This is a genomic window from Burkholderia sp. 9777_1386, from assembly GCF_015712265.1.
GTDB lineage: Bacteria > Pseudomonadota > Gammaproteobacteria > Burkholderiales > Burkholderiaceae > Burkholderia > Burkholderia cenocepacia.
The window spans coordinates 1-21,099 of sequence record NZ_JACCQB010000004.1 but is presented as its reverse complement, the minus strand read 5'-3'; the positions used below and the strand labels follow the sequence as shown (position 1 = coordinate 21,099).

Sequence of the window (21,099 nt, the reverse complement as noted above, 5' to 3'; positions counted from 1 at the left end):
CTTTTTCCATGACCGCTTCTTCTTCCGCTTTCCCGCTGCCCGGCGTGCCGGCCGCCGATCATGCCGCGCTCGTCGCGCGCCTCGCCGCAGGCGATGCATCGGTGCGCCGCATCGCGCTGCTCGAACTCGCCGATCTCGAGACGCCCGAACTCGTGCCGTCGTTCGTCGCGGCGCTGCGTGACGATCCGTCCGCCGACGTACGCAGCGAGGCCGCGCGCGTGCTCGACGCGTGGGAGCAGCCCGATGTCGTCGACGCGCTGTGCCACGCGCTGCTCGATCCGGACGACAGCGTGCGCGCGACGGCCGCGCAAAGCCTGTCCGAACTGAAGGACGCGGCATCGGGCGCCGTGCTGTGCCGATGGGCCGACCGGCCCGAGCCGTTCGTACGCGGCGCCGTGCTGCGCGGCTTGCGCGAGTTGCGCGACCCCGGCGCGTTCGCGCCCGCGCTGCGTGCGCTCGACGCGTGCACCGCGGCCGTACGCGCCGAGGCGGTCGTCGTGCTCGGCTGGCTCAAGGACGGCCGCGCGCTGGCGCCGCTCGCCCGCATCGCGACCACGGACGCCGATGCGGACGTGCGGCGCGCCGCGGTCGGCGCAATTGGGTTTGCGGCGCCGGGCGACGCCGCCGTCGTCACCGCGTTGCTCGCGGCGCTGCGTGACGCCGAATGGCAGGTGCGGGAGGAAGCGGCGACCACGCTCGGCAAGCTGCGCATCGCGACCGCACGCGAGCCGCTCGTCGCCGCGCTCGACGACGACTACTGGCAGGTGCGCCTGCGCGCCGCGCGCGCACTCGGGCAATTGCGCGATGCGGCTGCGGCGCCGGCCGTCGTCGCGCTGCTCTCGCATGCGATCAGCAACCTGCGCAAGGAAGCCGCGCTCGCGCTCGGCGAATTGCGCGACCGGGCGACGCTGCCCGCGCTGAGCGCTGCGCTCGACGATCGCGACCCCGAAGTCCGCAAGGCCGTGCGGATAGCGATCGGCCAGGTCGACGAGGCGTCGCGATGATCGCGCCGATCGAAATCGCACTCGATCACCCGGCGCGCACACTGACGCTGCGCTGGTCCGACGGCGCGTCGCAACGTATCGACTATGCGCAATTGCGCGGCGGTTGCCCATGCGCGGAATGCCGAAAGATCCGGCTCGACGGCGGCCACGTCGACGCGCGGCCCGGCCTGACGCTCGACGGCGTGGAAGCGCTCGGCTACGGTATCCGCTTCGTGTTCGGCGACGGCCATGCCCGCGGCATTTATCCGTGGCCGTACCTGGCGGACCTCGCGTAGCGACGACGACGCGGCTTGCGCGCTCGCGCGAGCCGGATGGCAGGCATGCGAAAACGCTGCGATACTGACGCCCACGATCGTCGCCACCTACCGTGGGAGCCGCACCATGCAAACCGCAGTCGGATTCATCGGCCTTGGCGTGATGGGCACGCCGATGGCGCTCAATCTCGCGCGGGCCGGCACGCCGCTCGTCGTGTGGAGCCGTTCGCACGGCAGCGACGATGCGCTGCGCGACGCCGGCGCACGCGTGGCCGACGACATCGACGACGTATTCGCATCCTGCCGCACCGTGATCCTGATGCTCGCGAACGATGCGGCAATCGATGCCGCCCTCGCACGCGGCACGCGCGCTTTTGCCGCCCGGGTCGGCGCGCACACGATCGTCAACATGGGCACGAATGCGCCGGACTATTCCCGCGCGCTCGCCGACGAAATCGCCGCCGCGTCCGGCCGCTACGTCGAGGCGCCCGTATCGGGCTCGCGCAAGCCGGCCGAAGCCGGTCAGCTCGTCGTGATGCTGGCCGGCGCGCCGGACGACGTCGATGCCGTCCGCGCGCTCGTGAAGCCGCTGTGCCGCGACAGCTTCGTGTGCGGCGACGTACCGTCGGCGCTGACGATGAAGCTCGCCGTCAACCTGTTCCTGATCACGATGGTCACCGGTCTCACCGAAGCCACGCACTTCGCGCAACGCCACGGTATCGATCTCGCGCGCTTCGCCGACGTGCTGAATGCCGGCCCGATGGCGAGCGACGTGTCGCGCGTGAAGCTCGGCAAGCTCGTCGCGGCAGATTTCTCGGTGCAGGCCGCGATCACCGACGTGCTGAAGAATGCGCGCCTCGTCGCCGAATCCGCGCGCGGCATCGGCATCGCGTCGCCGCTGCTCGACATTTGCCACGCACTGTACGGCGAAACCGAGCGGGCCGGACACGGCGCGGCCGACATGGTCGCCGTGATCCGCGCGATCGAACAGCGTACCGGGGACGTGCGATGAGCCGCGTACACGTAGTACCCGCGTTCGTTCGAACCGACAGGTAGGCGCGACCATGTCCACAACCGGCACGTCCACAACCGGCACGTCCGTAACCGGCACGTCCGTAACCGGCATGTCCGCAACCGGCATGTCCGCAACCGGCAACGCTACGCCCTTGCGCCCCGTTCCCGCGGTGATCGGCATCGTGCTGCGCGAACGCGACGTGCTGCTCGTGCGCCGCGCGAATCCACCCGATGCAGGCTGCTGGGGCTTCCCCGGCGGCAAGATCGAACCGGGCGAGCCGTTCGCGGATGCGGTCGTGCGCGAAATCGCGGAAGAAACGACGGTCGACGTGGAAGCGCTCGACGCCTTTACCGCGCTGGACGCGTTCGATTACGATGCGCACGGCGCCGTGCGCCAGCATTTCGTCATGGTCGCCGTGCTGTGCAGATGGCTGCGCGGCACGCCGGCCGCCGGCGACGATGCGCTCGACGCGCGCTGGTTCGGCATCGACGAACTCGACCGCGACGATTTGCCGATGAGCGCCGGCGTGCGCGACGTTGCGCGGCGAGCGATCGAGCGGGCTGCGGCGCTGGGCGACGCGCGTCCGCCATCCGCCTGACACACCGCTGTCGCTGGCGCATCACCGTGCGCGCGACGCGTTCGATTCACCACGGCGCCGGCTACCGGTCGAGCACCGGATCATCACATATCAAACATGATCAGCATTCGACAATCCACCAAGGCCGACGGCACACGCGTGCTGGATATCTGGCGCCATGCCGTCGATGCCACGCATCACTTCCTGAGCGACGACGATCGTCGTTCGATCGAATCCGAAGTCGTCGCATTTCTGCCGGGCGCGCCGCTCGATCTGGCCGTCGACGAAACCGATCGCCCGATCGGTTTCATGCTGCTCGACGGCGGCCACATGGAAGCGCTGTTCGTCGATCCTGCCCACCATGGTGCGGGGGTCGGGCGACGGCTGGTCGAAGAAGCGCTCAAGCGCCATCCCGACCTGTCGACCGACGTCAACGAACAGAACCAAGCGGCAGCGGGATTTTATGAGCGCCTCGGATTCGAGCGCTGCGGACGATCGGAGCTCGATGGACAGGGGCGGCCTTATCCGCTGCTTCATCTTCGTTATCGCGGGGGTGGTCGGGACTGAGCTGGAGTCCGGGCGAGCACGGAACGCGGCACCGACCTGGTCCGGATGCGCTGAAACGGCACCGCCCTTACGACATCGCGATCATCCCGGGGAGCGGCCGGTCGCCAGCGGCCAGCGCCCCAACACGTCGTAGTGCGACTTGCCGAGCCAGCTATCGACCAGGACGAAGTCGAACGCGGTCCAGGCAATCGGCTCGATCCGATACTCATCGGGCCGCTGCGGGCCATACAGCAGCGTCACGTGCGGGGTGAAACCCGAGGGAAAAACAGGTACGCCTACCCGTTTCAACGCATCTCGCAACTGCCGCCGAAAGTCGATCAAGTCTTCCAGACCGTTCCGCCCCGTCAGCACCAGCGGCTGATGACCGGGCCGCCCGTTGAAGCTGATGATCTTGTCGAACCTCACGGAGAAAGACGGCCCATCCATGCGGTCCGCGACCGCGCGGGCCCGTGCAAGCGCAGCGTCCGGCACGTAAGCGAAGTCGCCTAGCGAGCCCAGCGTGATGTGCAGACGCTCGGTGCCCACCGGACTGTCCTTCTTCTGCTGCAAGCTTTTGGCGATACCGGCAATGCGCGCGGCCGTGGCCGTATCCGGCATCACGGCGAAAAAGAAGCGGTGCACGGGAACCGGCGGCGGCGCATCGAATCCGGGTAGCGTCAGTTGAGTCACGGCAACATGTCCGACTGGCCTGGAGCGAGATTTCATTATCGTCAATCGGCAGCCGGCCCGCTCGCCGCTCCACGAATCCGCCGTTTGCACGCCCGAAGATGCTACCCTCTCGGGCCAAACTCGACACCCTCTGATGACGCCCCCGAATTCAACCATGCAAACCGTCGCGGTACTGGACTTCGAAACCACCGGCCTGTCGCCGAATCTGGGCGACCGTGCCACCGAAATTGCGGTCATCCTGCTGCGCGACGGGGAAGTCGTCGACCGTTTCCAGAGTTTGATGAATGCCGGCCGACGCATCCCGTCCGATGTCGTTGCGCTCACCGGCATCACGAACGACATGATCGCGGCGGCACCACCCGCGTCCGAAGTCATGAAGGAAGCGGCCGCGTTCGTCGGCAAGCATGCGGTCGTAGCCCACAACGCCGGTTTCGACAAGCGCTTCTGGCAGTCGGAACTCGGGTTGCTCGGCATGGCGGCCGACCACGCGTTTGCGTGCACGATGCTGGTGGCGAGACGGATCTATCCGGACGCCCGGAGTCACCGCCTGTCGAGCCTGGTCGAGATGCTGCGGCTGCCGCAATCGGGCCGTGCGCACCGTGCGATGGTCGATGCCGAGATGGCTGGGCATCTGTGGTGCCGGTTGCAGCAGGATATTTCCCGGACTTATGGGCTGGATCGGATCGATCACGCGCTGATGTCGCGGGTTCAGGCGACGACCAAGGCGAAGGTGCCGATGTATTTGCGGTCGCTCGGGCGGGCGTGTGCGTGATGAATCCGGTCCGGGACTGCGAACACGGCGCTTCTTGACCGACTTCACGCGTTAACGCAAAACGGCCTGGCAATCGCCAGGCCGCTTCTTGCCCACGCGTGAACCGGGGCAGCACGCCAACCGAACCGGCAGCCCGCTTGCGAATTATCGCGACATCAAACGACGCGCAACAACGCAGGCGAGACCGATGCCGCTTCGGCCGGAAAGCTTATTCCCACTCGATCGTCGCCGGCGGCTTCCCCGAGATGTCGTACACCACACGATTGATCCCGCGCACTTCGTTGATGATCCGGTTCGACGCGCGACCGAGCAGCGCGTACGGCAGGTGCGCCCAGTGTGCGGTCATGAAGTCGGTCGTCTGCACCGCGCGCAGCGACGTCACATAGTCGTACGTCCGGCCATCGCCCATCACGCCGACCGACTTGACCGGCAGAAACACCGCGAACGCCTGGCTCGTCAGGTCGTACCAGCTCTTGCCGACGTCGGCCTCGCCGCACAGGCCGGCAGCCGCATCCTGCACGGTTGCCGTCGTGCCGCGCAGTTCCTCGATGAAGATCGCGTCCGCGCGGCGCAGCAGGTCCGCGTACTCGCGCTTCACTTCGCCGAGAATCCGCACGCCGAGACCCGGGCCCGGGAACGGATGGCGGTATACCATCTCCGGCGGCAGGCCGAGCGCGACGCCCAGCTCGCGCACTTCGTCCTTGAACAGGTCGCGCAGCGGCTCGAGCAGCTTCAGGCCGAGCGTTTCCGGCAGGCCGCCGACGTTGTGGTGGCTCTTGATCGTCGTCGCCTTCTTCGTCTTGGTGCCGCCCGATTCGACCACATCCGGGTAGATCGTGCCCTGCGCGAGCCACTTCGCCTTCGACAGCTTCTTCGCCTCGGCCTGGAACACCTCGACGAACTCGCGGCCGATGATCTTGCGCTTCGCTTCCGGATCGGTCACGCCGGCCAGATGGCCGAGGAACTGGTCGGATGCATCGACGTGCACGACCTTCGCATGCAGGCGGCCCTCGAACATGTCGAGCACCATCTTGCCTTCGTTCAGGCGCAGCAGGCCATGGTCGACGAACACGCAGGTCAGCTGATCGCCGATCGCGCGATGGATCAGCGCGGCCGCGACGCTCGAATCGACGCCGCCCGACAGGCCGAGAATCACTTCCTCGTCACCGACCTGCTCGCGAATCTTCGCGACGGCTTCCTCGATGTGGTTCTTCATGATCCAGTCGGGCTTCGCGCCGGCGATCTGCAGCACGAAGCGTTCGATGATCTGGCGGCCCTTCACGGTGTGCGTGACTTCCGGGTGGAACTGCACCGCGTAGTAGCCGCGCGCCTCGTCGGCCATGCCGGCGATCGGGCAGCTCGGCGTCGACGCCATCAGCGCGAAGCCCGGCGGCAGCTCGGCAACCTTGTCGCCGTGGCTCATCCAGACTTTCAGCATCCCGTGGCCTTCGGCCGTCGTGAAATCCTCGATGCCGTCGAGCAGGCGCGTATGGCCGTGCGCACGCATTTCCGCATAGCCGAATTCGCGATGGTCGCTCCACTCGACCTTGCCGCCGAGCTGCACGGCCATCGTCTGCATGCCGTAGCAGATGCCGAGCACCGGCACGCCGAGATCCCATACGGCCTGCGGCGCGCGCAGTTGGTGGTCTTCGTACGTGCTCGCGTGGCTGCCCGACAGGATCACCGCCTTCGGCGCGAACTCGCGGACGAAGTCGTCGGACACGTCGTTCGGATGGATTTCGCAGTAGACGTGCGCTTCACGCACGCGCCGTGCAATCAGTTGGGTGACTTGCGAACCGAAGTCGAGAATCAGGATTTTGTCGTGCATGGCTGCGGACGGGATGAAGAGAATAAGAAAAGCAGCGCATCGAGCGCTGCGTCAAAAGCATGGACAGCGGCGTCGGGCGGCAGGCGGCACGCGCGACGCATCGCCGGTCAATCCTGCATCGGCGGGCGTTCGTCGAGGGCGACGCCGCCGCCCGACGATGCGCGGGAACCGGACGAGGCCGGCGACGATCCGGCCGGCGCCACGGGGCGGCCGACGACCGGCTCGACACGCTGCGCGGCAGGCGCCGACGCCGGCGCCATCGCCGGTTCGGCCGGCCGCTGCGCCGGTGCGCGCGCCTCGAGCGCCTGCGCTTTCTCGCGCCGGCGCACGGCCGATGCGAGCCGCACGCCGCCGAGGCCCAGCACGATCAGCGCGACCCCGGCCACGGCCGACAGCACCCGGCCGGCGGCCGCGAGCGCGGGCCCGCTGCCGGTGCCGATCGACCACACGACCGTCAGCACGCCGGTCAACCAGTACACATGGCCGACCGAGCGCGCGACGGGCGCCGTGAGGTCACCGTTGAACGCCGCATGAAACGCGAGCCACGCGAGCCCGAGCAGCGCGATGCCGAACGCCTGGCCGAGCATCGCCGGCTGGATGTTCGCCAGTTGCAGCGCATTGAACAGCGCCTGCCAGGGCGTCAGCACGAACAGCACGCCGAACGCCAGCAGCAGCACGGCGTCGACGATCAGCACGGCTCGCAGCAGCGGTTTCATCGGCGCTCAGTCCACGTGGTAGTTCGGCGCTTCCTTCGTGATCTGCACGTCGTGCACGTGCGACTCGCGCATGCCCGCCGCGGTGATCTGGACGAATTCGGCCTTCTCGTGCAGCTCGTCGATCGTCTTGCAACCGCAGTAGCCCATGCTCGCGCGCACGCCGCCGACCAGCTGGAACAGGATCGCGTTGACCGAACCCTTGTACGCGACGCGGCCTTCGATGCCTTCCGGCACGAGCTTGTCGATGTTCGCCGAATTGTCCTGGAAGTAGCGGTCAGCCGCGCCGTCCTTCATCGCACCGACCGAACCCATGCCGCGGTACGACTTGTACTGGCGGCCCTGGTACAGGAACACGTCGCCCGGCGCCTCTTCGGTGCCGGCGAACATGCTGCCCATCATCACGGCGTTCGCGCCGGCCGCGAGGGCCTTCGACACGTCGCCCGAGAAGCGCACGCCGCCGTCGGCGATGCACGGCACGCCGGTGCCCTTCAGCGCTTCCGCGACGTTCGCGATCGCGCTGATCTGCGGCACGCCGACACCCGCGACGATCCGCGTCGTGCAGATCGAGCCCGGGCCGATACCGACCTTGACCGCGTCCGCGCCGTATTCGACCAGCGCCTTCGCGGCGGCGGCCGTCGCGATGTTGCCGCCGATCACCTCGACGTGCGGGAAGTTCTGCTTGACCCAGCGCACGCGCTCGAGCACGCCCTTGCTGTGGCCGTGCGCGGTATCGACGACGATCACGTCGACACCGGCCTGCACCAGCAGCTCGACACGCTCTTCGTTGTCCGGACCGACGCCGACCGCCGCGCCTGCGCGCAGCTTGCCGTGTTCGTCCTTGCACGCGTCCGGGTGTTCGGTCTGCTTCGTGATGTCCTTGACGGTCATCAGGCCGCGCAGTTCGAACGCGTCGTTGACGACCAGCACGCGCTCGAGGCGGTGGCTGTGCATCAGCGCCTTCGCTTCGGCGAGCGGCGTGCCTTCCTTGACCGTGACGAGGCGCTCGCGCGGCGTCATGATCGACTTGACCGGCTCGTCGAGGCGCGTTTCGAAACGCAGGTCGCGGTTCGTGACGATGCCGACCAGTTGCGGGCCTTCGACGACCGGGAAGCCCGAGATGCCATGCTGGCGCGACAGCGCGATCACGTCGCGCACCTTCATTTGCGGCGGCACCGTGATCGGGTCGCGGACGACGCCCGACTCGAAACGCTTGACCTTCGCGACTTCGCGGGCCTGTTCGGCCGGCGTGAGATTCTTGTGGACGATACCGACGCCACCCTGCTGCGCCATCGCGATCGCGAGGCGACCTTCGGTGACCGTGTCCATCGCGGCGGACACGAGCGGCATGTTCAGGGAGATGTTGCGGGTCAGCTTGGTCTTGAGGCTGGTGTCGCGCGGGAGAACGTCGGAGAAGGCGGGAACGAGGAGCACGTCATCGAAAGTGAGTGCTTTTTGGATCAGACGCATGGCAAATCCTATGGGCGCAAAAGCGAATTATACGCGAAGCGCCGCGAATTTTCACAACACGAACAACGGCTTAGCCGGTTTCGGCCGTTCGGGGGCCGAATCGTTCGGATCGCCGTTCGGTTCGTTTTCGATCGCCTTTCGTTTCACCGCCGCATCGCGCCATTCGCGCAACCGGCCGCCGGGCGGCGAGTGCCCGTGTCGCAGCGGGGCCACACGGCCGCGACGGCGGCGGCCGCGCGCACGGCCCGGCGCCCCACCGAAGCGGCTTGCCCGCCCTGCCTCACGCCAGCCCGGCGGCACGGGCGATCATCGCCACGCCGCCCGCCACCACCCCGCAACCGACGATCCGCGCGACGCGCCCGCCGATCGATGCAGCGCGTTCGGCGGCGATTGCGACCGTCACGACGGCCATCACGCGCAGATCCATCATGCCGGCCGCCAGCGCGACGACCATCAGGTTCCCGCAACACGCGCCGCACCGGATCGCGGCGCGCACGCCGTACCGCCACGCCGTGACGACCGCCACCCGCGACGGGTGCACGCCATGTGCCGCCGCGTGCCGGCAACCCGCCAGCCGGCGCGCCTTCCACGCGGAGAATTGCAACGCGCCCGCGGCCAGCACGACGACGCCCGCCGCGACCGGCATCGCACGGGCAAGCGCCGGCAGCCGGGCGGCGGCCGTCGTCAGCACCGCGCCGGCCGGAAACACGAGTGCCCCGAGCGCCATCCAGACCGAGAAGTACCCTGCGCCCGCGACGACGACGAGCCAGGCCGACCGCGCCGCCGCCGCCGGACCGATGCGCTGGCGGTAGCACCAGAGCATCGGCGCGAGCACGGGCAGCATCATCGTCACCGTCATCGCGCCCCACATTCCGGCGAACGCCGCGAATGCGCGCCCGGCGCTCTGGCCGCACGGCCGCAGCCAGGCGGCCGAGGCCATCCAGCCGCCGGTCATCGGCTCGCCGCCCATCGCCGCCATCGACGTGTGCTGGGCCAGCGTCGCCACCGCGGCGACCGCGAACACGGCCGCGACCGCCGCGCCGAATGCGCGCGGATCGGCGGCCGCCTCACCGGTGGTCGTTCGTATCATCGCGCGCGCCCGTCCGTGGCCGGCCCGCTCAGCCGCGCGCGTACTCATCGTGACGGCGCCACCACGGGCCGGCCTCGTTGCGTCCGCGCGGCGCGCGGTCGAGCCACTGGTACATCCCCCACAGCCCGTCGAGGCCGCGCGCGTAGGTCGAATACGTGTGATAGATCGCGCCATCCTCGCGCACGAACGCGCTCATCCCCGGCCGGTCGAGCGAATACGTGACCGCGTCGGTGCCGCACGTGGCCGCGAACTGCACGACGGGCGCCGGCGGCGGATCCATGTCCATCGCGTGATCGGCCCGCGCGTAGTTGTATTCGACGTCGCCCGCGCGCTGCTGCGTTTCGGTGAACGACACGTTGAAGTCGAAGTTGAAATCGCTGCCGACCGACGACGCCCACGGGAACGTCCACCCCATCCGCTGCCGGTACGCGAGCAGTTTCGCGAGCGGCGCGCGCGACACGGCCGCGAGCGTCACGTCGTGGTGCGCCAGATGCACGGCGAAGCCGTCGAAGCCGTCGGCGAGCGCCGAGCACGACGGGCAGCCGGCCTTGTAGTCGGGGCCGAACATGAAGTGATAGACCAGCAGTTGCGAACGGCCGCGAAACAGGTCGTCGAGCGTCGCCTGCCCTGCCTCGGTATCGAACCGGTAAGTCTTGTCGACGCGCACCCACGGCAGCGCCTGGCGCCGCCGCGCGAGTTCGTCGCTTTGCCGCGTCAGCGCCTTTTCCGCGTCGAGCAGCGCGCGGCGTTCGACCAGCCATTCGTCGCGGGTTCCGGTGAGATGGGTCGTCATTGCGGGTTCCTCCTTCCGATGGGTATCCGGGCACGGCGTACGGGGCCGTGTGCGTGGTGCTAGATTAGTGCCGGGCATCGGACCGGAGGGAGTGACAACTGTGTCGGGATTCGGATGGATTCGCTGATCACGGCGGCCGCGCGCGCGCTCGCGGCCGGTGACGCGCTCGGTGCGCTGAACCGCGTCGCGCTGCGCGACGATGCGCCGGCGCTCGCACTGCGCGGGATCGCGCTCGCGCAGCTCGGCGATTTCGAACGCGCGCGCGCGCTCGTCCGCGGCGCCGCGCGTGCGTTCGGTGCGAAGGAAGCGGTTGCACGGGCGCGCTGCGTCGTCGCGGAAGCCGACATCGCGCTCGCGTCGCGCGACCTGCGCTGGCCGACGCGTGCGCTCGAGGCGGCCTGCGCGACGCTCGACGCACACGGCGACCGCGCGAACGCCGCGCATGCCCGCTATCTCGGGGTACGCCGGTTGCTGCTGATCGGCCATCTGGACGAGGCCGAGCAGCTGCTGGCGCATCTCGATCCCGCACCGCTGCCGCCCGCGTCGCGCGCCGCCCATGAATTGATCGCGGCCGGCATCGCGATGCGCCGCATCCGCACGCACGCAGCCCGTGCGGCGCTTGCCCGTGCCCGCGCGGCCGCCCGCGCCGCCGGCATTGCCGCGCTGACGGCCGAGGTCGACACCGCGGCGCGCGTGCTCGACGCACCGGCCGCCCGGCTCATCGCACGCGGCACGTCGCGGCTCGTGCCGCTCGACGAAGTGGAGACGCTGTTCGAATCGAATGCGCTCGTCGTCGACGCGTGCCGCCACACGGTGCGCGATGCGCGCACGACCGTGTCGCTCGCGCGCCGCCCGGTGCTGTTCGTGCTCGCCCGTGCGCTCGGCGAGGCGTGGCCGGCCGACGTGTCGAGAAACGCGCTCGTCGCCGCCGCGTTCCGCGCGAAACAGGCGGACGAATCGCATCGCGCGCGGCTGCGCGTCGAGATCGGCCGGCTGCGGGCGGTGCTGCGCCCGCTCGCGAACGTCGTCGCGACGCCGCGCGGCTTCGCGCTCGAACCGCTCGGCGTGCGCGAAACCGTCGTCCTCGCGCGCCCGGTCGACGATCGCCATGCGGCCGTGCTCGCGCTCCTCGCCGACGGCGAAGCGTGGTCGAGTTCCGCGCTGGCGCTTGCGCTCGGCGCCAGCCAGCGCACGGTGCAGCGGGCGCTCGATTCGCTCGCGGAAACCGGCAAGGTCCAGGCGCTCGGCCGCGCACGCGCGCGCCGCTGGCTGACGCCGCCGCTGCCCGGATTCGCGACGACCTTGTTACTCCCGGTTGCGCTGCCGGGAGATTAGGATGGCCGCATCGAACGACGAGGTGACGAACATGAAACGCTCCACTGCAGACATCCTTCACGAGTACGGTCCGTTTCCGGGCGTCGACGGCGTGCACGGCGTCACGTTCGACGGGCAGCACGTGTGGTACGCGTCCGGCGACAAGCTGAACGCGCTCGACCCCGAGCGCGGCACGACGGTCCGTTCGCTCGACGTCGCCGCGCACGCGGGCACCGCGTTCGACGGTCGCCACCTGTTCCAGATCGTCGAGGACCGCATCGAGAAGATCGACCCCGAATCGGGTCGCGTGCTCGCGACGATCCCGGCGCCCGGCGGCGGCGCCGATTCGGGGCTCGCGTGGGCCGAAGGCACGCTGTGGGTCGGTCAGTACCGCGAACGCAAGATTCATCAGGTGGATCCGCAATCGGGCGCCGTGCTGCGCACGATCGAATCGAACCGCTTCGTCACCGGCGTGACGTGGGTCGACGGCGAGCTGTGGCATGGCACGTGGGAAGGCGACCAGAGCGACCTGCGGCGCATCGACCCGCGCACGGGCCAGGTGCTCGAGCAGATCGACATGCCGGCCGGCGTCGGCGTCTCGGGGCTCGAATCCGACGGTCACGACCGCTTCTACTGCGGCGGCGGCAACAGCGGCAAGCTGCGCGCCGTGCGCCGCCCGACGCGCACGCATGCCGACAGCGACGGCACGGCGGCGACACCCGATCCGGCAGACGGCTGATCCACCGCGCGCCCACGCTGCCAGGACGCGCCGCCCCGCGCCGAGTGCAGGAATGAACAAGACGCCGCCGCGACGGCATCGCTAAGATGCGCGCACGTCAATCATTTGTTCGGAGCGGTCGATGCAGCGCGGCGTGGTGTACGGTGTCCTGGCAGGCGCCCTGTGGGGCATGGTGTTTCTCGTGCCGCGGCTGCTGACCGATTTCTCGCCGCTGCTGCTGAGCGCCGGCCGCTATACGATGTACGGACTCGTGTCGCTCGCGGCCGCGTTGCCGGCCGCCCGCTCGCTGCTCGCGCGGCTGACCCGCGAGGATCTCGTCGCACTGGTGAAGCTCGCCGTCGTCGGCAACGTCGCGTATTACATGCTGCTGTCCGGCGCCGTGCACCTGATCGGCATCGCGCCCAGCTCCCTGATCGTCGGCGTACTGCCCGTGACCGTCACGCTCGCGGGCCTCGGCGACCACGGCGCCGTGCCGCTGCGGCGGCTCGCCGCCCCGCTCGCGCTGGTGATCGCGGGCATCGTCTGCATCAACGTCGACCTGTTCACGTCCGAAACCGCGCACGCCACGACGCTCGCCCAGAAGCTCGCGGGCATCGCCTGCGCGGCGGGCGCGCTCGCGAGCTGGACCTGGTATGCGGTGGCGAACGCGCGCTACCTGCAGCGCCATCATCGCTTCGGCGGCAACGAATGGTCGGTGCTGTGGGGTGTCGTGACGGGTTTGATCGGCGGGCTCTGCTGGCTCGCGATCCTCGCAGTGCCCGCCGGCACGGTGCAGGCGGCCGTCCCGGCATCGCGCTGGCAATTGTTCTGGCTGCTGAATCTCGTGCTCGCGATCGGCGCGTCGTGGCTCGGCAACGGGCTGTGGAATGCCGCGTCGAAGCGGCTGCCGCTCACGCTGTCGGGCCAGTTGATCGTGTTCGAAACCGTGTTCGCGATGCTGTACGCGTTCGTGTACGACCAGCGGATGCCGCACGCGCTCGAGATCGCCGCGCTCGTACTGCTGCTCGCCGGCGTGTACGGCTCGGTGCGACGGCACGGCGACACGCCGGGCAGCGCATCGACAAATGCAAACGCCGCGGCGCACTGAGCGCCGCGGCGTTTGATCAGATCAATCGGAACGAAAAGCGCGTCAGCGCGCGTCCTTGTGCATCCACTTGCGGCCCTCGATCGAGCCGGCGCGGCGGGATTTGTCGACGCGCCGCTGGCGCGCGAGCTTCGGATCGACGATCAGCGGGCGGTAGATCTCGACGCGATCGTGATCGACGAGCGGCGCATCGAGCGGCGCGAGCTTGCCGTAGACACCCGTCTTCGCGTGCGCGAGATCGATCTCCGGGTGCAGCGCGAGCACGCCGCTCGCATCGATGGCCGAACGCACGGTCGCGCCTTCGGGCAGCGACAGCGGAATCAGCGTCTGGCGGTCCGGCAGTGCGTAGCAGACTTCGATCGACAGCATCGCGTCACCCCTTCCCGTAGCGCTGATCGGCGCGCTTCACGAACGAATCGACGAACGTGTTCGCGATGTGGCTGAACACCGGCCCGATGATTTTCTCGAGCAGGATGCTCGAAAACTCGTAGTGCAGCGCGAATTCGATCTTGCACGCATCGGCACGCAGCGGGATGAAGCGCCATGAGCCCGTGAACTTCTTGAACGGCCCGTCCGCGAACTCCATGTCGATCCGGGTCGGACGCTGCTGCGTGTTGCGCGTCGCGAAATGCTGCTTGATGCCCTTGAAGTTGATGTCGATGCGCGCTTCCATCCCGCTCTCGTCCTGACGGCGAATCTCGACACCGCCGCACCAGGGCAGGAAATTGGGGTAGTCGGCCACGTCGGTGACGAGGTCGAACATCTGTTCCGCCGAGTGGCGGATCAATACGGTTTTCTGGACATCTGCCATAAATCGCGCGGCATCGCTTAAAGTGGGAACGCCAAGCCGGGCGATTCCCGCCCTGCTTTGCTAAAATCGTGATTTTAAACGAGTTGGCCCGATCCTTTCATGAGCATCATCGACAACAGGAAAGCGCACTTCGATTATCACATCGAGGAACGCTACGAGGCGGGGCTCGTGCTGGAGGGCTGGGAAGTCAAGGCGCTGCGCGCCGGGCGCGGCCAGATCAAGGAAGGCTACGTCGTGGTGAAGAACGCCGAGATCTTCCTGATCGGTACCCATATCAGCCCGCTGCCCGAAGCCTCCACGCACATCAAGCCCGACCCGGTGCGCACGCGCAAGCTGCTGCTGCACCGCGAGGAAATCAAGAAGCTGATCGGCAAGGTCGAGCAGCGCGGCTACACGCTCGTGCCGCTGAACTTCCACTACAAGGGCGGCCGCGTGAAGTGCGACATCGCGCTCGCGAAGGGCAAGAAGCTGCACGACAAGCGTGAAACCGAGAAGAAACGCGACTGGGAACGCGAGAAGGCACGCATCATGCGCGCCGGCACCTGACACACCCCGCGCGCATCGCAAACGACACGGCCCGCTCGAAGCGGGCCGTGTTGCTTTGAACTGCCTGAATCGCGCGGCGGGTCGCCCGGCCGCGCGACGATTCGCCGCACGACGATGCGTGCGCGGCAACCGCGCGCGCATCGATTTCGGGCTCAGCCCTTCGCGACCGACGCCGCGCCCGCGCTCTTGACGATCGTCAGCGCCGACGAAATTGCAGTGCCGAGATCCGACAGGTTCGACGGCACGATCAGCGTGTTGCCCTGCTTCGCGAGATTCGAGAACGCGCCGACATACTGCTCGGCGACCTTCAGGTTCACCGCATCCATCCCGCCTTGCGACTGGATCGCGCTCGCGATCTTCTGGATCGCCTGCGCGTTCGCCTCGGCCACCGCCAGAATCGCGGCGGCTTCGCCCTGCGCCTGATTGATCGCGGCCTGCCGCTCGCCTTCCGACTTCTGGATCGCGGCTTCGCGCGCACCCGACGCGAGGTTGATCTGCTCCTGCTTGCGACCTTCGGATGCGGCGATCAGCGCGCGCTTTTCGCGCTCCGCGGTGATCTGCGCCTGCATCGCGTGCAGGATCTCCTTCGGCGGCGTCAGGTCCTTGATCTCGTAGCGCAGCACTTTCACGCCCCAGTTCGCCGCGGCCTGGTCGAGCGCCGACACGATGTTGTGGTTGATGAAATCGCGTTCCTCGAACGTCTTGTCGAGTTCGAGCTTGCCGACCACCGAGCGCAACGTCGTTTGCGCGAGCTGCGTGATCGCCAGCACGAAGTTGCTCGATCCATACGATGCCTTCATCGGATCGGTCACCTGGAAGTACAGCACGCCGTCCACCTGCAACTGCGTGTTGTCGCGCGTGATGCAGACCTGGCTCGGCACGTCGAGCGGAATTTCCTTCAGCACGTGCCGGTACGCGATGCGATCGACGAACGGCAGCACGATATTGAGGCCGGGCGACAACGTCGCGTGGTAGCGCCCGAAGCGCTCGAGCACCCATGCATGCTGCTGCGGCACGATCTTCACCGTCTTCGACACGATCACGATCGCGATGACGAGCAGGACAACCCAGATGATCAGCGAATCCATGAAATATTCCCTCCTTGTTGTATCAGCGGACGATCAGCCCGCGGGTTTCGCCACGACCACGAGGCAATTGCCGCGCACGGCGCTCACCTGGTACACGTGCGCATCGTCGCGCTCACCGTCCGCGAGTTCGACGTCCCAGTCGGCGCCGCGATACTGCACGCGTGCGCGGCCGTCACGCCACGCGTCGACCGTGACGGTCGAGCCAATATCGAGATTGACGTCGGGATTCGTCGACGTGTCGCGCTTCTGCTTGCGACCGAGCCCCGAGCGGCGCAGCACGATCATCGCGACGATCGCGACCGCGGCCGCCGCGCCGAACTGCACGTGCGGCGCGAAACCGGCCAGTTGCAACAGCCCGCCGGCGAGAAAGCCGAGCGCGATCATCAGCAGATAGAACGTACCGGTCAGCAATTCGGCCACGACCAGCACGCCGACCCCGACCCACCAGAACAGATGCCCCGACATCATTGTGGTCTCCAGAAAAACGTCCCCGATGCTCACTATATTCGTTGCGCTCGCAGCTGTGCGAAGCGGTCGGCACGCTTGGGACAGCCCGGCGAGTACCGACGAAAAAAAACACCCCGGTGCTTACCGGGGTGTTTATAGCACGAACCTTGCATTTTGCCTTCAACGAAAGCGCGGCGGACCGCCCTTTCGCCGAAGTTGCATCACGGCTCGTTACTTGCGGTTGGCGGCGAGCGCCTGCCACGTATCGATGATCGTGTCGGGGTTCAGCGAGATCGACACGATGCCTTCGTCCGTCAGCCATTGCGCGAAGTCCGGGTGATCGGACGGGCCCTGGCCGCAGATCCCGACGTACTTGCCCATCTTGCGGCAGGTATCGATCGCCCGCTTCAGCAGGAACTTGACGGCCGGGTCGCGTTCGTCGAAGTCGACGGCCAGCAGCTCCATGCCCGAATCGCGGTCGAGGCCCAGCGTGAGCTGCGTGAGGTCGTTCGAGCCGATCGAGAAACCGTCGAAGTGTTGCAGGAACTCCTCGGCGAGGATCGCGTTGGTCGGGACTTCGCACATCATCACGAGGCGCAGGCCGTTTTCGCCGCGCTTCAGGCCGAACTTCTCGAGCAGGCCGACGACGCGCTCCGCCTGCTTCACGGTCCGCACGAACGGCACCATGATCTCGACGTTGGTCAGGCCCATCTCGTCACGCACACGCTTCAGTGCACGGCATTCCATCTCGAACGCCTGCGCGAAGTCCTCGGCGATGTAGCGCGACGCGCCGCGGAAGCCCAGCATCGGGTTTTCCTCGTCCGGCTCGTAACGCGAACCGCCGATCAGCTTCTTGTACTCGTTCGACTTGAAGTCGGACAGACGCACGATCACGGGCTTCGGATAGAACGCCGCCGCGATCGTCGCGACGCCTTCCGTCAGCTTGTCGACGTAGAACTGGCGCGGCGACGCGTGACCGCGCGCAACGCTCTCGACCGCCTTCTTCAGGTCCTGGTCGATGTTCGGGTACTCGAGGATCGCCTTCGGGTGCACGCCGATGTTGTTGTTGATGATGAACTCGAGACGCGCGAGGCCAACACCGCCGTTCGGCAGTTGCGAGAAGTCGAACGCGAGCTGCGGGTTGCCGACGTTCATCATGATCTTGACCGGGATTTCCGGCAGTTCGCCGCGCTGCACTTCCGTGACTTCCGTCTCGAGCAGCCCGTCGTAGATCTTGCCTTCGTCGCCTTCCGCGCACGACACGGTGACGAGCGCGCCGTCCTTCAGGATGTCGGTCGCATCGCCGCAGCCGACGACGGCCGGCACGCCGAGTTCACGCGCGATGATCGCCGCGTGGCAGGTGCGGCCGCCACGGTTCGTGACGATCGCCGCCGCACGCTTCATCACCGGCTCCCAGTTCGGGTCGGTCATGTCGGCCACCAGCACGTCGCCCGGCTGCACGCGTTCCATTTCCGACGGGTCCTGGATCACGCGCACGGGGCCCGCGCCGATCTTCTGGCCGATCGCGCGACCCGTCGCGAGCACCTGCGACTGGCCCTTCAGCTTGAAGCGCTGCTCGGCCTTGCCGGTTGCCTGGCTCTTCACCGTTTCCGGACGCGCCTGCAGGATGAAGATCTTGCCGTCGCGGCCGTCCTTGCCCCACTCGATGTCCATCGGACGCTGGTAGTGCTTCTCGATGATGACCGCGTACTTCGCCAGCTCGATCACGTCTTCATCGGTGATCGAGTAGCGGTTGCGCTGCTCGTGCGGCACGTCGACCGTCTTCACGCGGCCCGGTTCGCCCGGCTGCGTGAACTCCATCTTGATCAGCTTCGAGCCGATCGAGCGGCGGATGATCGGGTACTTGTCCTGCGCGAGCGTCGTCTTGAACACGTAGAACTCGTCCGGGTTCACCGCGCCCTGCACGACGGTTTCGCCCAGGCCGTAGCTCGACGTGATGAATACGGCGTCCTTGAAGCCCGATTCGGTATCGATCGTGAACATCACGCCGGCGGCGCCGACGTCCGAGCGGACCATGCGCTGCACGCCGGCCGACAGCGCGACTTCGGCGTGCGTGAAGCCCTTGTGCACGCGATACGAGATCGCGCGGTCGTTGTACAGCGACGCGAACACGTGCTTCATGCGGTCGAGCACGTCCTCGATGCCGACGACGTTCAGGTACGACTCCTGCTGGCCGGCGAACGATGCGTCGGGCAGGTCTTCCGCGGTCGCGGACGAGCGCACGGCGAACGACAGCTCGCTCGGCGAGCCGTTCTTCAGCACTTCGAACTGCGCGCGGATTTCCTGCTCGAGGCGCGGCTGCAGCGGTGCGTCGACGATCCACTTGCGGATTTCGGCGCCGGCTTCGGCGAGCGCCTTCACGTCGTCGATGTCGAGCGACTCGAGACGCTTGGCGATGCGATCGGTGAGGTCGTTGTGCTTGAGGAAATCGCGGAACGCGAGCGCGGTCGTGGCGAAACCGGTGGGTACGCGAACGCCTGCTTCGGAAAGCTGGCTGATCATCTCGCCGAGCGACGCATTCTTGCCGCCCACGATCTCCACATCGGTCATCCGCAACTGCTCGAACGGAATTACATACGCCTGGTCCTTTGCGACGTTTGCTGCGTTAGTCATACAAGCCCCTAAGTGTGAAAAAAATGCTCGATCGCGCAAGTGGGCTCGAACGCGGGCGCTTGCAAAAAGGCGCGGCGCGTCTTGCGCAACCTGTTAGATAAACACTCGCAGCGGCGAAAATCTTTCGACCCGATTTGCAAAAATCCCGGCAGAAGGGCGATATTTGCAGACAAATCGCCAGACTTGCCGGGAATTCTGGAATCGCGCGGCCCAGCCACGGGCGCCGTTCGCGCCCCGCCCCCGCAATTGCTTATCCAACAGGTTGCCGCTATTCTACCGTGCCGGCTGCCGGATGTGGCGCGACCTTGTCACTGGGTCTGGAGGCGAACCTCCAGCCGCCCGCGCAACCGCCCTTCACGCTCGACGCCCAGATTCATGCTGCCTACCGTATTCATCGTCTCCGACGGCACCGGGATCACTGCCGAAACCTTCGCGCATTCGATCCTCTCCCAGTTCGACCAGAAATTCCGCCTCGTGCGCGTGCCGTTCGTCGACTCGCTCGACAAGGCCTATGCGACCGTCGAGAAGATCAACGAGGCCGCCGTGCACGACGGCCGTCGCGCGATCGTGTTCACGACGCTCGTCGACAGCGAGTCGAACGACATCGTCAAACGCTCGAACGCGCTCGTGCTCGACATGTTCCAGCGCTTCGTCGAACCGCTCGAGCAGGAACTGGAGCTCAAGTCGAGCCATGCGATGGGCCGCGGCCACCAGAACGCGGACACCGAGGAATACAAGACGCGGATCGAGGCGATCAATTTCTCGCTCGCGCACGACGACGGCCAGTCGAACCGCAACCTGTCGGAAGCCGACGTGATCCTCGTCGGCGTGTCGCGCAGCGGCAAGACGCCGACGAGCCTGTACCTCGCGATGCAGTACGGCGTGAAGGCGGCCAACTATCCGCTGATTCCGGAAGATTTCGAGCGCGGCAAGCTGCCGTCGGCGCTGTCGCCGTACAGCGAGAAGCTGTTCGGGCTGTCGATCGACCCGCAGCGCCTGTCGGAGATCCGCAACGAGCGCCGGCCGGGCAGCAAGTACGCGGCGCCCGAGAACTGCCGCTACGAGATCAACGAGGCCGAAGCGATGATGCGTCGCGAAGGGATCAAGTGGCTGTCGTCCACGCACAAGTCGATCGAGGAAATCGCGACGACGATCCTGCAGGAAATCCGTCTCGACCGGCAGTCGTACTGAGCGTCGGTGCGCTGGCGGCCGTCTGGCCGCCGCCCAAAGCAAAAAAAAAGGCCGCGTCGAATGAACTGACCCCACGAAGTTGGACGGTTAAAATCTAAGCGGCCAAGGGCTGAGTCCTGTATTGCACGGGACTCAGCCCATTTAATTTCAGCTTGATGCGTTCGTGGTTGTAGTAGTGAATGTAGCGGCTCAACGCATCTCGCAACTGCTCCACGCTGGCAAAGCGCGTCAGCCGATAGCACTCGGATTTCAGCGTGCCGAAGAAGCTCTCCATGGCTGCGTTATCAAGGCAGTTGCCTCTGCGCGACATGCTCTGGGTGAGCGCATGCTGCTTCAACAGCCGACGGTAGGCGGGCATCTGATACTGGGCGGATTCAACCGGTCGTCGCAACACTAAATTGTTGAACAGATTTCAGGTACTCGTCGAGAGCTTCGGCCGGCGTCTTCCAGCCGAGCGCTTTCCGGGGCCTGGTATTCAATGTATTTGCAACGG

22 protein-coding genes and 1 pseudogene are annotated in these 21,099 nt (G+C 67.1%); 11 read left to right on the top strand and 12 right to left on the bottom strand.

Annotation, left to right across the window (positions count from 1 at the left end):
- Positions 1-8: 8 nt before the first annotated feature.
- From H0X91_RS05055 to H0X91_RS05035, 5 genes are all read left to right on the top strand, one after another.
- Positions 9-1,004: a HEAT repeat domain-containing protein gene (locus tag H0X91_RS05055; protein ID WP_196432862.1), complete on the top strand. Its 996-nt coding sequence runs from the start codon at positions 9-11 to the stop codon at positions 1,002-1,004.
- Positions 1,001-1,279, top strand: a complete 279-nt coding sequence (locus H0X91_RS05050; RefSeq protein ID WP_034201593.1) for a gamma-butyrobetaine hydroxylase-like domain-containing protein — start codon at positions 1,001-1,003, stop codon at positions 1,277-1,279. The genes H0X91_RS05055 and H0X91_RS05050 overlap by 4 nt, the downstream gene beginning before the upstream one ends.
- Positions 1,233-2,270 carry an NAD(P)-dependent oxidoreductase gene (locus H0X91_RS05045; RefSeq protein ID WP_374941903.1) on the top strand — a complete coding sequence of 346 codons (1,038 nt, stop codon included), beginning with the start codon at positions 1,233-1,235 and terminating at the stop codon, positions 2,268-2,270. Before H0X91_RS05050 ends, H0X91_RS05045 begins: the two co-directional genes overlap by 47 nt.
- A gap of 112 nt (positions 2,271-2,382) precedes the next feature.
- A complete protein-coding gene (locus tag H0X91_RS05040; RefSeq protein WP_196432861.1) occupies positions 2,383-2,871 on the top strand; it encodes an NUDIX hydrolase in 489 nt (162 codons plus the stop codon).
- A 96-nt stretch (positions 2,872-2,967) separates the two neighbouring features.
- Positions 2,968-3,417: an acetyltransferase gene (locus H0X91_RS05035; RefSeq protein WP_077020242.1), complete on the top strand. Its 450-nt coding sequence runs from the start codon at positions 2,968-2,970 to the stop codon at positions 3,415-3,417.
- Between the two features lie 81 nt (positions 3,418-3,498).
- Here the strand turns inward: H0X91_RS05035 and H0X91_RS05030 are convergent, their stop codons facing one another.
- Positions 3,499-4,122, bottom strand: coding sequence for a 2'-5' RNA ligase family protein (locus H0X91_RS05030; RefSeq protein ID WP_124633281.1), 624 nt, complete (start codon positions 4,120-4,122; stop codon positions 3,499-3,501).
- 118 nt (positions 4,123-4,240) lie between these two features.
- Between H0X91_RS05030 and H0X91_RS05025 the strand changes: the two genes are divergently transcribed.
- Positions 4,241-4,858: a 3'-5' exonuclease gene (locus H0X91_RS05025; RefSeq protein WP_058901570.1), complete on the top strand. Its 618-nt coding sequence runs from the start codon at positions 4,241-4,243 to the stop codon at positions 4,856-4,858.
- 208 nt (positions 4,859-5,066) lie between these two features.
- On the opposite strand, the gene guaA is transcribed toward H0X91_RS05025, so the two are convergent.
- The 5 genes from guaA to H0X91_RS05000 all read right to left on the bottom strand — a co-directional run bounded on the left by guaA (position 5,067) and on the right by H0X91_RS05000 (position 10,752).
- The gene (gene guaA / locus H0X91_RS05020; RefSeq protein WP_058901571.1) at positions 5,067-6,686 is read right to left on the bottom strand and encodes a glutamine-hydrolyzing GMP synthase; all 1,620 of its coding nucleotides are present in this window, start codon (positions 6,684-6,686) and stop codon (positions 5,067-5,069) included.
- Positions 6,687-6,793: 107 nt separating this feature from the next.
- On the bottom strand, positions 6,794-7,402 hold the full coding sequence (locus tag H0X91_RS05015; RefSeq protein ID WP_006495568.1) for a hypothetical protein: 609 nt from the start codon (positions 7,400-7,402) through the stop codon (positions 6,794-6,796).
- A gap of 6 nt (positions 7,403-7,408) precedes the next feature.
- Positions 7,409-8,869, bottom strand: coding sequence for an IMP dehydrogenase (guaB, locus tag H0X91_RS05010; RefSeq protein WP_006488752.1), 1,461 nt, complete (start codon positions 8,867-8,869; stop codon positions 7,409-7,411).
- A gap of 280 nt (positions 8,870-9,149) precedes the next feature.
- Complete coding sequence (locus tag H0X91_RS05005; protein ID WP_196432860.1) at positions 9,150-9,959, bottom strand: DUF2182 domain-containing protein; 810 nt, start codon at positions 9,957-9,959, stop codon at positions 9,150-9,152.
- 28 nt (positions 9,960-9,987) lie between these two features.
- A complete protein-coding gene (locus H0X91_RS05000) occupies positions 9,988-10,752 on the bottom strand; it encodes a DUF899 domain-containing protein (RefSeq protein WP_080331622.1) in 765 nt (254 codons plus the stop codon).
- A gap of 114 nt (positions 10,753-10,866) precedes the next feature.
- On the opposite strand from H0X91_RS05000, the gene H0X91_RS04995 reads away from it, so the two are divergent.
- The 3 genes from H0X91_RS04995 (at position 10,867) to H0X91_RS04985 (ending at position 13,892) form a co-directional block, all read left to right on the top strand.
- The gene (locus H0X91_RS04995; RefSeq protein ID WP_059720675.1) at positions 10,867-12,087 is read left to right on the top strand and encodes a hypothetical protein; all 1,221 of its coding nucleotides are present in this window, start codon (positions 10,867-10,869) and stop codon (positions 12,085-12,087) included.
- Between the two features lie 31 nt (positions 12,088-12,118).
- On the top strand, positions 12,119-12,805 hold the full coding sequence (locus H0X91_RS04990; RefSeq protein ID WP_062911487.1) for a Vgb family protein: 687 nt from the start codon (positions 12,119-12,121) through the stop codon (positions 12,803-12,805).
- A gap of 121 nt (positions 12,806-12,926) precedes the next feature.
- Complete coding sequence (locus tag H0X91_RS04985) at positions 12,927-13,892, top strand: DMT family transporter (protein WP_077190683.1); 966 nt, start codon at positions 12,927-12,929, stop codon at positions 13,890-13,892.
- A 42-nt stretch (positions 13,893-13,934) separates the two neighbouring features.
- Here the strand turns inward: H0X91_RS04985 and H0X91_RS04980 are convergent, their stop codons facing one another.
- On the bottom strand, positions 13,935-14,258 hold the full coding sequence (locus H0X91_RS04980; protein WP_006478513.1) for an RnfH family protein: 324 nt from the start codon (positions 14,256-14,258) through the stop codon (positions 13,935-13,937).
- Between the two features lie 4 nt (positions 14,259-14,262).
- Positions 14,263-14,700, bottom strand: a complete 438-nt coding sequence (locus tag H0X91_RS04975; RefSeq protein WP_006483809.1) for a type II toxin-antitoxin system RatA family toxin — start codon at positions 14,698-14,700, stop codon at positions 14,263-14,265.
- 99 nt (positions 14,701-14,799) lie between these two features.
- Between H0X91_RS04975 and smpB the strand changes: the two genes are divergently transcribed.
- Positions 14,800-15,246 carry an SsrA-binding protein SmpB gene (gene smpB, locus H0X91_RS04970; protein WP_006478511.1) on the top strand — a complete coding sequence of 149 codons (447 nt, stop codon included), beginning with the start codon at positions 14,800-14,802 and terminating at the stop codon, positions 15,244-15,246.
- Between the two features lie 152 nt (positions 15,247-15,398).
- Here smpB and H0X91_RS04965 read toward each other — a convergent pair whose 3' ends face one another.
- From H0X91_RS04965 to ppsA, 3 genes are all read right to left on the bottom strand, one after another.
- On the bottom strand, positions 15,399-16,334 hold the full coding sequence (locus tag H0X91_RS04965) for an SPFH domain-containing protein (RefSeq protein ID WP_006483815.1): 936 nt from the start codon (positions 16,332-16,334) through the stop codon (positions 15,399-15,401).
- A 33-nt stretch (positions 16,335-16,367) separates the two neighbouring features.
- Positions 16,368-16,802 carry an NfeD family protein gene (locus H0X91_RS04960; protein ID WP_048989269.1) on the bottom strand — a complete coding sequence of 145 codons (435 nt, stop codon included), beginning with the start codon at positions 16,800-16,802 and terminating at the stop codon, positions 16,368-16,370.
- A 210-nt stretch (positions 16,803-17,012) separates the two neighbouring features.
- On the bottom strand, positions 17,013-19,415 hold the full coding sequence (ppsA, locus tag H0X91_RS04955; protein WP_006483823.1) for a phosphoenolpyruvate synthase: 2,403 nt from the start codon (positions 19,413-19,415) through the stop codon (positions 17,013-17,015).
- Between the two features lie 375 nt (positions 19,416-19,790).
- Here ppsA and ppsR point away from each other — a divergent pair, with 375 nt between their 5' ends.
- On the top strand, positions 19,791-20,606 hold the full coding sequence (gene ppsR, locus H0X91_RS04950; RefSeq protein WP_006483812.1) for a posphoenolpyruvate synthetase regulatory kinase/phosphorylase PpsR: 816 nt from the start codon (positions 19,791-19,793) through the stop codon (positions 20,604-20,606).
- A gap of 94 nt (positions 20,607-20,700) precedes the next feature.
- Here the strand turns inward: ppsR and H0X91_RS04945 are convergent.
- Positions 20,701-20,973, bottom strand: a pseudogene (locus H0X91_RS04945) (IS3 family transposase); the annotation flags it as partial.
- Between the last annotated feature and the right edge of the window lie 126 nt (positions 20,974-21,099).

Excerpts from the sequence above, each read along its gene's own strand:
- H0X91_RS05055 (WP_196432862.1), top strand. The coding sequence starts at position 9 with ATGACCGCTTCTTCTTCCGCTTTCCCGCTGCCCGGCGTGCCGGCCGCC.
- H0X91_RS05050 (WP_034201593.1), top strand. The coding sequence starts at position 1,001 with ATGATCGCGCCGATCGAAATCGCACTCGATCACCCGGCGCGCACACTG.
- H0X91_RS05045 (WP_374941903.1), top strand. The coding sequence starts at position 1,233 with ATGCCCGCGGCATTTATCCGTGGCCGTACCTGGCGGACCTCGCGTAGC.
- H0X91_RS05040 (WP_196432861.1), top strand. The coding sequence starts at position 2,383 with ATGTCCGCAACCGGCATGTCCGCAACCGGCAACGCTACGCCCTTGCGC.
- H0X91_RS05035 (WP_077020242.1), top strand. The coding sequence starts at position 2,968 with ATGATCAGCATTCGACAATCCACCAAGGCCGACGGCACACGCGTGCTG.
- H0X91_RS05030 (WP_124633281.1), bottom strand. The coding sequence starts at position 4,122 with ATGAAATCTCGCTCCAGGCCAGTCGGACATGTTGCCGTGACTCAACTG.
- H0X91_RS05025 (WP_058901570.1), top strand. The coding sequence starts at position 4,241 with ATGCAAACCGTCGCGGTACTGGACTTCGAAACCACCGGCCTGTCGCCG.
- guaA (WP_058901571.1), bottom strand. The coding sequence starts at position 6,686 with ATGCACGACAAAATCCTGATTCTCGACTTCGGTTCGCAAGTCACCCAA.
- H0X91_RS05015 (WP_006495568.1), bottom strand. The coding sequence starts at position 7,402 with ATGAAACCGCTGCTGCGAGCCGTGCTGATCGTCGACGCCGTGCTGCTG.
- guaB (WP_006488752.1), bottom strand. The coding sequence starts at position 8,869 with ATGCGTCTGATCCAAAAAGCACTCACTTTCGATGACGTGCTCCTCGTT.
- H0X91_RS05005 (WP_196432860.1), bottom strand. The coding sequence starts at position 9,959 with ATGATACGAACGACCACCGGTGAGGCGGCCGCCGATCCGCGCGCATTC.
- H0X91_RS05000 (WP_080331622.1), bottom strand. The coding sequence starts at position 10,752 with ATGACGACCCATCTCACCGGAACCCGCGACGAATGGCTGGTCGAACGC.
- H0X91_RS04995 (WP_059720675.1), top strand. The coding sequence starts at position 10,867 with ATGGATTCGCTGATCACGGCGGCCGCGCGCGCGCTCGCGGCCGGTGAC.
- H0X91_RS04990 (WP_062911487.1), top strand. The coding sequence starts at position 12,119 with ATGAAACGCTCCACTGCAGACATCCTTCACGAGTACGGTCCGTTTCCG.
- H0X91_RS04985 (WP_077190683.1), top strand. The coding sequence starts at position 12,927 with ATGCAGCGCGGCGTGGTGTACGGTGTCCTGGCAGGCGCCCTGTGGGGC.
- H0X91_RS04980 (WP_006478513.1), bottom strand. The coding sequence starts at position 14,258 with ATGCTGTCGATCGAAGTCTGCTACGCACTGCCGGACCGCCAGACGCTG.
- H0X91_RS04975 (WP_006483809.1), bottom strand. The coding sequence starts at position 14,700 with ATGGCAGATGTCCAGAAAACCGTATTGATCCGCCACTCGGCGGAACAG.
- smpB (WP_006478511.1), top strand. The coding sequence starts at position 14,800 with ATGAGCATCATCGACAACAGGAAAGCGCACTTCGATTATCACATCGAG.
- H0X91_RS04965 (WP_006483815.1), bottom strand. The coding sequence starts at position 16,334 with ATGGATTCGCTGATCATCTGGGTTGTCCTGCTCGTCATCGCGATCGTG.
- H0X91_RS04960 (WP_048989269.1), bottom strand. The coding sequence starts at position 16,802 with ATGATGTCGGGGCATCTGTTCTGGTGGGTCGGGGTCGGCGTGCTGGTC.
- ppsA (WP_006483823.1), bottom strand. The coding sequence starts at position 19,415 with ATGACTAACGCAGCAAACGTCGCAAAGGACCAGGCGTATGTAATTCCG.
- ppsR (WP_006483812.1), top strand. The coding sequence starts at position 19,791 with ATGCTGCCTACCGTATTCATCGTCTCCGACGGCACCGGGATCACTGCC.